1 rRNA gene is annotated in these 3,225 nt (G+C 56.8%); it reads left to right on the top strand.

The features are described 5' to 3' along the window. Nucleotides 1–65 precede the first annotated feature (65 nt). A 23S ribosomal RNA gene (locus AWQ70_RS37015) occupies nucleotides 66–3,173 on the top strand. Nucleotides 3,174–3,225 lie beyond the last annotated feature (52 nt).

Raw genomic sequence — 3,225 nt, 5'->3', positions numbered from 1 at the left:
GGCGGGGTGGATTCGGTTGGCTGTTTGTTGTTTGTGAATTGCATAGTGGACGCGAGCATCTTTGTGGCCAAGTTTCTTAGGGCACACGGTGGATGCCTTGGCATCAGGAGCCGATGAAGGACGTGGGAGGCTGCGTTAAGCCTCGGGGAGTCGCCAACCAGACGTTGATCCGGGGATGTCCGAATGGGGAAACCTAGCACCAGTCATGTGGTGTTGCCTCCGCCTGAATGTATAGGGCGGTTGGTGGTAACGCGGGGAAGTGAAACATCTCAGTACCCGTAGGAAGAGAAAACAATAGTGATTCCGTGAGTAGTGGTGAGCGAAAGCGGATGAGGCTAAACCGTGCATGTGTGATAGCCGGCAGGCGTTGCGTGTGCGGGGTTGTGGGACCCTCGTGGGGGAGCTGCCGTTCCTCCGTGCAGTGAGAAATCAGTGTGGTAGTCGAAGCCTTTGGGAAGAGGCGCCGTAGACCGTGATAGCCGGGTAGGTGAAATCACGCTGACTGTTTGGGGTGTTCCCGAGTAGCACGGGGCTCGAGGAATCCTGTGTGAATCTGCCAGGACCACCTGGTAAGCCTAAATACTCCCTGGTGACCGATAGTGAACGAGTACCGTGAGGGAAAGGTGAAAAGCGCCCCGGTGAGGGGTTGTGAAATAGTACCTGAAACCGTGTGCCTACAAGCCGTAGGAGCGTAGACAGTTTCGGCTGTCTGTGATGTGACTGCGTGCCTTTTGAAGAATGAGCCTGCGAGTTATGGTGTGTGGCGAGGTTAACCCGTGTGGGGGAGCCGTAGCGAAAGCGAGTCTGAATAGGGCGTTTGAGTCGCATGCTGTAGACCCGAAGCGGGGTGATCTACGCATGGGCAGGTTGAAGCGTGGGTAAGACTGCGTGGAGGACCGAACCCACCAGGGTTGAAAACCTGGGGGATGACCTGTGTGTAGGGGTGAAAGGCCAATCAAACTCCGTGATAGCTGGTTCTCCCCGAAATGCATTTAGGTGCAGCGTTGCGTGTTTCTTGCCGGAGGTAGAGCACTGGATGGCCGATGGGCCCGACAAGGTTACTGACGTCAGCCAAACTCCGAATGCCGGTAAGTGAGAGCGTGGCAGTGAGACTGCGGGGGATAAGCTTCGTAGTCGAGAGGGAAACAGCCCAGATCACCGACTAAGGCCCCTAAGCGTGTGCTAAGTGGGAAAGGATGTGGAGTTGCCGTGACAACCAGGAGGTTGGCTTAGAAGCAGCCATCCTTGAAAGAGTGCGTAATAGCTCACTGGTCAAGTGATTCCGCGCCGATAATGTAGCGGGGCTCAAGTACACCGCCGAAGTCGTGGCATTCACACAGCTTTGTGTTGTGTGGGTGGGTAGGGGAGCGTCGTGCAATCCGGTGAAGCGGCGGAGTGATCCAGCCGTGGAGGTTGTACGAGTGAGAATGCAGGCATGAGTAGCGAATCAGAAGTGAGAAACTTCTGCGCCGGATGACTAAGGGTTCCTGGGCTAGGCTAATCCGCCCAGGGTAAGTCGGGGCCTAAGGCGAGGCCGACAGGCGTAGTCGATGGATAACGGGTTGATATTCCCGTACCCGCTGCGATGCGCCCATATCGAATCCAGTGATACTAAGGGTCCTTAGCCCCTGCTGTCCTTCGGGATGGTGGTGAGGGTGAACGCCTGGCCTGATCTGGTAGTAGGTAAGCGATGGGGTGACGCAGGAAGGTAGCCCATCCCGGGCGATGGTTGTTCCCGGGGTAAGCATGTAGGGCGGCAGATAGGCAAATCCGTCTGCCATGTGCCTGAGATGTGATGCCGAGCCGATTGTGGTGAAGTGGGTGATCCTATGCTGCCGAGAAAAGCCTCTAGTGAGTGTCGTGGCGGCCCGTACCCTAAACCGACTCAGGTGGTCAGGTAGAGAATACTAAGGCGTTCGGGTGAACTGTGGTTAAGGAACTCGGCAAATTGCCCCCGTAACTTCGGGAGAAGGGGGACCTCTGCTGGTGATCAGGCTAGCTCTGTGAGCTGGTGGGGGTCGCAGTGGCCAGGGGGAAGCGACTGTTTACTAAAAACACAGGTCCGTGCTAAGTCGTAAGACGATGTATACGGACTGACGCCTGCCCGGTGCCGGAACGTTAAGGGGACCGGTTAGCCGCTTTTGGTGGCGAAGCTGAGAACTTAAGCGCCGGTAAACGGCGGTGGTAACTATAACCATCCTAAGGTAGCGAAATTCCTTGTCGGGTAAGTTCCGACCTGCACGAATGGCGTAACGACTTCCCCGCTGTCTCAACCACAGACCCGGTGAAATTGCACTACGAGTAAAGATGCTCGTTACGCGCAGCAGGACGGAAAGACCCCGGGACCTTCACTACAGCTTGACATTGGCGTTTGGAGCGTCTTGTGTAGGATAGGTGGGAGACTGGGAAGCTTCGACGCTAGTCGGGGTGGAGTCATTGGTGAAATACCACTCTGGTCGTTTTGAACGTCTAACCCGCGCCCGTGTATCCGGGTGGGGGACAGTGTCTGGTGGGTAGTTTAACTGGGGCGGTTGCCTCCTAAAGGGTAACGGAGGCGCCCAAAGGTTCCCTCAGCCTGGTTGGTAATCAGGTGTCGAGTGTAAGTGCACAAGGGAGCTTGACTGTGAGACTGACGGGTCGAGCAGGAGCGAAAGCTGGGACTAGTGATCCGGCATCGGCTTGTGGAAGCGGTGTCGCTCAACGGCTAAAAGGTACCCCGGGGATAACAGGCTGATCTTCCCCAAGAGTCCATATCGACGGGATGGTTTGGCACCTCGATGTCGGCTCGTCGCATCCTGGGGCTGGAGTAGGTCCCAAGGGTTGGGCTGTTCGCCCATTAAAGCGGTACGCGAGCTGGGTTTAGAACGTCGCGAGACAGTTCGGTCCCTATCCGCTGCGCGCGTAGGAGACTTGAGAGAGGCTGTCCCTAGTACGAGAGGACCGGGACGGACGAACCTCTGGTGTGCCAGTTGTTCCGCCAGGAGCACGGCTGGTTGGCTACGTTCGGAAGGGATAACCGCTGAAAGCATCTAAGCGGGAAGCTCGTCTCGAGATGAGGTCTCCCACCCTTTGTGGGGTAAGGCTCCCGGTAGATGACCGGGTTGATAGGCCGGAGGTGGAAGCGCGGTAACGTGTGGAGCTGACCGGTACTAATAGGCCGAGGACTTGACCATAAGGTTTTGCTCGCGTCGACTGTGCGATTCAGAGACTGCAAACAGTCCTGCC

The sequence above is a fragment of the Microtetraspora niveoalba genome (assembly GCF_001570405.1).
Lineage (GTDB): Bacteria > Actinomycetota > Actinomycetes > Streptosporangiales > Streptosporangiaceae > Microtetraspora > Microtetraspora niveoalba.
This window is presented reverse-complemented; position numbering and strand designations above follow the sequence as displayed.